We start from the raw sequence: 6,259 nt of genomic DNA, 5'->3' as shown, positions 1-6,259 counted from the left end.
GGGCGGGGCGGGACGAGGCGGGGGGGGGTGGTTTCGACTCGGGCCGCTCCTTCGTCGCTCCCCGGCTCAACCGGCTTCGGGGTGGGATCTCACATGCGGTCGGGGGCCTCGATTCCGAGGAGGTGGAGGCCCTGGGCGAGTACCTCGCGGGTGGCTGCCGCGAGTGCGAGACGCGAGGAGCGCACCTCCCCCTCGGAACGCAGCACCGGGCAGGCCTCGTAGAAGGCCGAGAAGGCACCGGCCAGTTCGTAGAGGTACCCACACAACTTGTGAGGGGTGAGGGCACGGGCCACCTCGTCGACGACCTCACCGAAGCGGCTCAGCACCAGCGCGAGGGTCTGCTCGGCCGGGTCCTCCAACACCACGACCGCCCCCCAGCCGATGTTCTCGGCCTCGGCCTTGCGCAGGATCTGGCAGATCCGGGCGTGCGCGTACTGCAGGTACGGTCCGGTGTCGCCGGTGGTCTGCACCATCCGTTCGGCGTCGAAGACGTAGTCCTTGTGGATCGCACCCGACAGGTCGGCGTACTTGATGGCCGCCAGGGCGATCTCGGGTGAGGCCTCCTGCTCCGCCAAGTCGAGCAGGCTCGTCAGCGACACCGTCCCGCCGTCGCGGGTCTTGAACGGACGCGAATCGGGACCGAGCACCATGCCGTAGCCGACGTGCTGCGCCTCGACGTCCTCGGGCAGGTAGCCGGCCTTCCGGGCGGCCTCGAAGAGTTCCTGGAAGTGCTGCGACTGGCGCACATCGGTGACGTAGATGATCCGGTCGGCCTTCAGTTCGCGGACCCGGTGCCGGATGGCGGCCATGTCGGTGGTGTCGTAGCCGTAGCCGCCGTCCGATTTGCGGATGATCAGCGGCGCGTCGAAACCCTCGACCCACAGCACCAGCGCCCCGTCGTCGACGACGGCGATGCCGCGCTCGGCCAGGTCGGCGGCCACTTCCGGCAGGGCGTCGTTGTAGGTCGACTCGCCCGCCAGGTCCGCGTCGGTCAGCAGCACCCCGAGGCGTTGGTAGGCGGCGTTGAAACCGGCCAGGGACACCGCGATCAGCTGCCGCCAGATCGCGAGGGTCTCCTCGTCACCGCTCTGCAGCTTCACGACACGCGCTCGGGCGCGGGCGGCGAAGTCGGGGTCCTCGTCGAAGTGTTTCTTTGAGTCCTTGTAGAGCTGTTCCGCGCCGGCAAGGTCGAGGGTGGTGACGTCGGTGCCGGTCTCGATGATGTGTTCCACCAGCATCCCGAACTGGGTGCCCCAGTCGCCGATGTGGTTCTGCGGGATCACCTCGTGCCCCAGGGCGGTGAGGATGCGGTTGAAACAGTCACCGATGATGGTGGTGCGCAGGTGCCCGACGTGCATCTGCTTGGCGACGTTGGGCGCCGAGTAGTCGATGACGACCCGCTGCGGATGCGAGGTGCGACTCAACCCGTGATGCGGATCCTCGAGCACCGCGGTGGCAGCTTGGGCGAGAACGTCGGCGCGAATGCGGAAGTTGATGAACCCCGGCCCGGCGATCTCCAGGGGCTCACACAGGTCGGAGATGTCAAGCCTTGAGACTATGTCCGCCGCGACCTCGCGGGGAGGTCGTTTCTGCTCCTTCGCGAGGCGCAGCGCCACGTTGGACTGGAAGTGCCCGAACTGGGGTTTCGTGGCCGGCCGCATCTCCGGGTCCACCCCCGTGACGGCGCGCAGACGGGCATCGAGCAGAGCAGGCAGCGATTGCATGGGGGACATTCTCTCACCCTTGACCGGAGATGATGCCGACCCCTTCGGTCAGGGTGTTCAATTGGGTTCATGACAAGCGCTCCGCCCATCACACTGAACGACGGCAAGTCCATCCCCCAGCTCGGCCTGGGGGTCTGGCAAATGACCGACGACGAAGCCACCGCCGCCGTCAGCCACGCCCTGGAGGCCGGGTACCGGCACGTCGACACCGCTGCGATCTACCGCAACGAGGTGGGTGTGGGACGCGCGATCGCCGCGTCCTCGCTGCCGCGCGACGAGATCTTCGTCACCACGAAGCTGTGGAACAAGACCCAGGGCCGCGACCTGGCCCGCTCCGGTCTGGAACGAAGCCTCGAGAAACTAGGCCTCGACCACGTCGACCTGTACCTGATCCACTGGCCCTGCCCCGCGCTCGGCAAGTACGTGGAAACCTGGGAACAGCTCATCGATTTCCGCTCCGAAGGCCTGGTGCGCTCCATCGGGGTGTGCAATTTCCTGCCCGAGCATCTCGACACCATCGTCGACGAGACCGGCATCGCCCCGGTGGTGAACCAGATCGAGCTGCACCCCACCTTCCAGCCCGACGACCTGATCAACCACTGCTCGGACCTGCGGATCACCGTGGAGAGCTGGTCGCCGCTGGGACAGGCCGCCGATCTGGAACATCCCGTCATCACCCGCATCGCCGAAAGGCTCGGCGCCACCCCGGCGCAGGTCGTCATCCGCTGGCACCTGGACCGCGGTTTCGTCGTGATCCCGAAGTCGAAGACCCCTGCACGGATCGAATCGAACTTCGCGGCCCTCGATGTGAAACTGTCGGCGGAGGATCGGGCGGCCATCGACGCGCTCAACACCGGCAACCGCATCGGCCCCGACCCCGCCACCCTCGAGATGACCTGAGAGGTCGCTCCCGAACCGGAACCCAAAGTCCCCAGACACCTCACCCTGGTTTCGACACGGCCAGCTCGCCGACGCTCGCAGACCGGCTCAACCACCTCCAGGAAGAGTCAAGCCGGTTGAGCCGGGACCGGGATGCGGGTCTGCGACACCGTCGAGGAGGCCCTGACAGGGGCGGATGCGGTGTTGCTGCTCACCTCGTGGAAGGAATTTCTCTGTCTGGATCCGGTGGGTCTGAGAGGAATCGCCGCATCCTCCTGCCATCATCGACGACCGTAATGTGCTCGACCCCAAACTGTGACAGGAATCCGGCTGGAGATATTACGGAATGGGCAGGAGGGTCTCGATCTGGTAACCAATCCGGGGGGTTCCTGCCGTCCGAATGGCCATATCTGCGGGTTTCGGTGCGTCTTGGCTTGACATCCCCCCGACATCGGCCAAAGTATGTTCGCATACTCAAAGTCCTTTAAGGAGACACCAATGACAAAGCGTGAACTGATCCAGGCCATAGCGGCCAAGGCCGGGCTCACCAACGCGCAGGCCGAGGCAGCGCTCGACGCCTTCGGTGCCGTTATCACCGAGGCACTCGTCGCCGACAAGAAGATCCAGCTTCCCGGCGTGTTCACCGCCTCCACCACTCAGCGCGCCGAGCGCGAGGGCCGTAACCCTGCCACCGGCAAGGCCATGACCATTCCGGCCCGCCGCGTCGCGAAGTTCTCCCCGGCCAGTGCCCTGAAGAACGCTCTCTGAGCCTTCTTAAATCGAGCTGCATGAAACGCCGCACCCATTTCGGGGGCGGCGTTTCAATTCTTGCCCCCGGGCCCGGGGATTTCGTCAATAGAGCTCGGCACAACAAGAACCCGGTGCAGTTCAGGACTCCTTGAGGGCCACACGGAGCGCGCGACGGCGTCGGCGGAGCCTGACGAGCCCGGCCGCCATGTCCCAGACGTCCGCGAGCCTGATCCGGGTCGCGCCGCGTTCGTGACCGGCCTGGAGGACAACAGGGACCTCGACCACACGCACCCGGTCCAGCTGCGCCAGATGAACAATCTCGGTGCTCATCAGGTAGCCGTGTTCCCGGAGCAGGGGGATGCGACGCCGCAGCCAGGTCATGTTGACGAACAGGGTTCCCTGGCAGTCCCCCACGGTCATGCCCAGGATCACCCCGCGCAGGAAACGGTATCCCCACGACATGACGGCCCGCAGCCTCGACCTGGGAACCTTGCTTCCCGGATGGGCCTTGGAGCCGATCACCAGGGCCGACGGATCACCGGCCGACTCCCAGGAACGGATGTCCGTGACACCGAACGGGAGGTCGTCGGCGGTGAGAAGAACCACTTCTCCCCTCGCTTCCGAGGCCCCCTTCAGGTAGGCGGCGCCGAGCCCCACCTCGGACTGGAAGGCCCGGACGGGGAACCCCCAGGACCCCCGGGCGAGATCCCCTGCGATCTCCCAGGTGTTGTCGGAGGATCCGTTCTCCACGATGATGACCTCGACGTCGTCACGGCCCAGCTCCCGCACCAGTTGCTGCAGCGTCTCCCGCAGGCGCGGACCGCTGTTGTGCGCGGGCACCACGATGGACAGCCCCGGCATGACGTCACTCACCCGCGTTGACCTCCACCGGTTCCGTCGTCTCCGTCGCGGACGACCGCCTCGCATACACCCAGTGTTTGTAGGCGAAGTAGTTCCACACGGTGGTGATGGCGGTGGCGACGAGCTGGGAGGACCCCAACCCCAGACCTAGGACGTCGTGGCACACGGTCACGATGCACGCCACGACGACGGAATTGAAGGCGACAAGAACCGAATAGCGGAACAACGATGCCCGCACCGAGGCCTGAGAACGGAACGCGAACATGCGCTGCAGGGAATAGGTGAAGAAGAAGGACGCCCAGAAGGCCAGCAGTGCGGAGAGGCTCGTGGGAAGCCCGATGGCCTCCCGGAAAATGTTCAGGAGCAGGACGTTGAAAGCGAAGGCCAGGCCCCCGGCCACCAGATAGCGCAAAGCGCCACTGCTCAGGACCCTGAAAATACTCAAATCAATCCTTCACCAAGACTCCCGATCCGACCTTCTTGCGGAGCGACGCCCAAGTCTAACCCAGCAATCCGCGGCCCCGGGGGAACCGAACGTCCGGTCACGGGTTGGTGATGCGGAGATCCCGTGGCAGGTCGTAGTAGACCTTCAGGGCCTCCTCGTAGCGGGGCATGAGGAAGGCGAAGCCGTAGGACATCGCCGGGACCGGGAGGTTGTTGGGCACGACGACCTCACTGCCCGGAGCAGCAGCCTTCAAAGGTTGGATGATCTCGGTCTCGACGAACCGTTGGTTGGCCTGCAACCCAACCCAGGCGCTGTCGGCCCAGCTCACCGAGGGCAGCCCCAGCAGCAGCCACGCGACCCCCACCAGCCCGGTGCGCGCCCGCCCCGACAGATCCCGGGTCAGGGCGGAGACCAGCGACAACACCGTGACCAGCAGCAACGCGGCGGGCAGAAAATGGACACGGTCCCCGGCCACTCCGCTGCCGAGGACGAACACGTTGGAACCGACGAACCCGGCCCAGGCCACCACCGGGACCCAGCCCAATCGTTCGCGGTCGCGGGCCAGCACCACCCACACCACCAGGAACGCCACCGGAAGCAGCACCAGCAGCAGCGCCGCGAACGGCGCGGCCTGCGGGGGCAGCGCCTGTCCGGTGTCGTCACCGGCGGGAGCGCGATAGGTATAGGCGGTGGCCACCAGGCCGAGAACACCGATCCCGGCGGCCGCCGCCAGCGGCAACCAACCCCGGCGACGCGCGGTCAACCCCAGCCAGACCAGAACCACGGCCAGCCCCAGCCAGATCCAGAAGACACGTCCCCAAAACACGCTGAAGGAGACGGCGACGGAGTGCATCAGCCGTTCAATGACGGAGCCACTCCCCGCGTTGTCCGTCACCCTTCCGCTGCGCAACCACAGGCCCGGCGCGCACATGTGGACGGCGAAAGCCGCCAGCGAGGCGCCGGTCAACACCCACGCCTTGACGGGCAGCCTGCCGCGGGCGGTGACGATCACCACGAAGGCCACCGCCGCCAGGGCGCCCGAGACGATCTCCTGCAGCGAATCGGTCAACGCCAAACCGGCGGCGGTCAGCCCAACCAACCACCACGGAGGGTCATCGCCGCCCAGGACCCGCACCATGCCGGCCAGCCCCGCGGCCGCCGCGCCGAGCGGCAGGACGTAGTTCATGGCCCCCGCCGTCCAGAACACGGCGTCACCGGAGAACTGGGGGTTGAGCCACAGCAGGAACGGAACAACCAGCAACCCCACCGGATAGAGCCACGCGCGGTCGCCGCGGCGGCGGGTGGCCGCCAGCCATGCACCCACAGCCAAGCCGGTGGCGGTCAGCATCAACGGCGCGAACAGCGGATAGAACCAGGGACCGGGCCGCAACACTGCACGCAGCAGGCTGTCGGAGGTGCGGCCGTTGACCTCACCCCACTCGCGAGCCAGGAACCCCAGCCAGTCGCTGAACGAGAACCTCCCGGCGACGTCCCCGGCCTGCGTGACCAGCAGGTAGTCGTCGCCGGACATGAACCACCAACGGTGCAGCAACCACCATGCCAGCACGCTGGCCCCGGCAGCCCCTGCTACGAGCCACCG

Annotated in this window: 6 protein-coding genes; 2 read left to right on the top strand and 4 right to left on the bottom strand. The window is 66.8% G+C overall.

Annotated features, from left to right (window positions below; genetic code table 11):
• Nucleotides 1-89 precede the first annotated feature (89 nt).
• Nucleotides 90-1,724: an arginine--tRNA ligase gene (gene argS, locus ACO6D6_RS13155; RefSeq protein ID WP_484785698.1), complete on the bottom strand. Its 1,635-nt coding sequence runs from the start codon at nucleotides 1,722-1,724 to the stop codon at nucleotides 90-92.
• Nucleotides 1,725-1,793: 69 nt separating this feature from the next.
• On the opposite strand from argS, the gene ACO6D6_RS13150 reads away from it, so the two are divergent.
• Together ACO6D6_RS13150 and ACO6D6_RS13145 are read left to right on the top strand one after the other, a co-directional pair.
• Nucleotides 1,794-2,624, top strand: coding sequence for an aldo/keto reductase (locus ACO6D6_RS13150; protein WP_484785697.1), 831 nt, complete (start codon nucleotides 1,794-1,796; stop codon nucleotides 2,622-2,624).
• A gap of 477 nt (nucleotides 2,625-3,101) precedes the next feature.
• Entirely contained in the window at nucleotides 3,102-3,371 is a 270-nt protein-coding gene (locus ACO6D6_RS13145; RefSeq protein ID WP_484785696.1) for an HU family DNA-binding protein, read from the top strand.
• A gap of 120 nt (nucleotides 3,372-3,491) precedes the next feature.
• Here the strand turns inward: ACO6D6_RS13145 and ACO6D6_RS13140 are convergent, their stop codons facing one another.
• The 3 genes from ACO6D6_RS13140 to ACO6D6_RS13130 all read right to left on the bottom strand — a co-directional run bounded on the left by ACO6D6_RS13140 (nucleotide 3,492) and on the right by ACO6D6_RS13130 (nucleotide 6,226).
• The gene (locus ACO6D6_RS13140) at nucleotides 3,492-4,226 is read right to left on the bottom strand and encodes a glycosyltransferase family 2 protein (RefSeq protein WP_484785695.1); all 735 of its coding nucleotides are present in this window, start codon (nucleotides 4,224-4,226) and stop codon (nucleotides 3,492-3,494) included.
• A complete protein-coding gene (locus ACO6D6_RS13135; RefSeq protein WP_484785694.1) occupies nucleotides 4,219-4,659 on the bottom strand; it encodes a GtrA family protein in 441 nt (146 codons plus the stop codon). Before ACO6D6_RS13135 ends, ACO6D6_RS13140 begins: the two co-directional genes overlap by 8 nt.
• Nucleotides 4,660-4,756: 97 nt before the next feature.
• The gene (locus ACO6D6_RS13130) at nucleotides 4,757-6,226 is read right to left on the bottom strand and encodes a DUF6056 family protein (RefSeq protein ID WP_484785693.1); all 1,470 of its coding nucleotides are present in this window, start codon (nucleotides 6,224-6,226) and stop codon (nucleotides 4,757-4,759) included.
• Between the last annotated feature and the right edge of the window lie 33 nt (nucleotides 6,227-6,259).

The organism is Arachnia sp., assembly GCF_057238465.1.
Note: the sequence above shows the minus strand (reverse complement) of the source record. Positions and strands in the feature narration are given on the sequence as shown.

What these genes read in the sequence shown, in the direction of transcription:
- argS (WP_484785698.1), bottom strand. Translation starts at nt 1,724, where the DNA reads ATGCAATCGCTGCCTGCTCTGCTCGATGCCCGTCTGCGCGCCGTCACG.
- ACO6D6_RS13150 (WP_484785697.1), top strand. Translation starts at nt 1,794, where the DNA reads ATGACAAGCGCTCCGCCCATCACACTGAACGACGGCAAGTCCATCCCC.
- ACO6D6_RS13145 (WP_484785696.1), top strand. Translation starts at nt 3,102, where the DNA reads ATGACAAAGCGTGAACTGATCCAGGCCATAGCGGCCAAGGCCGGGCTC.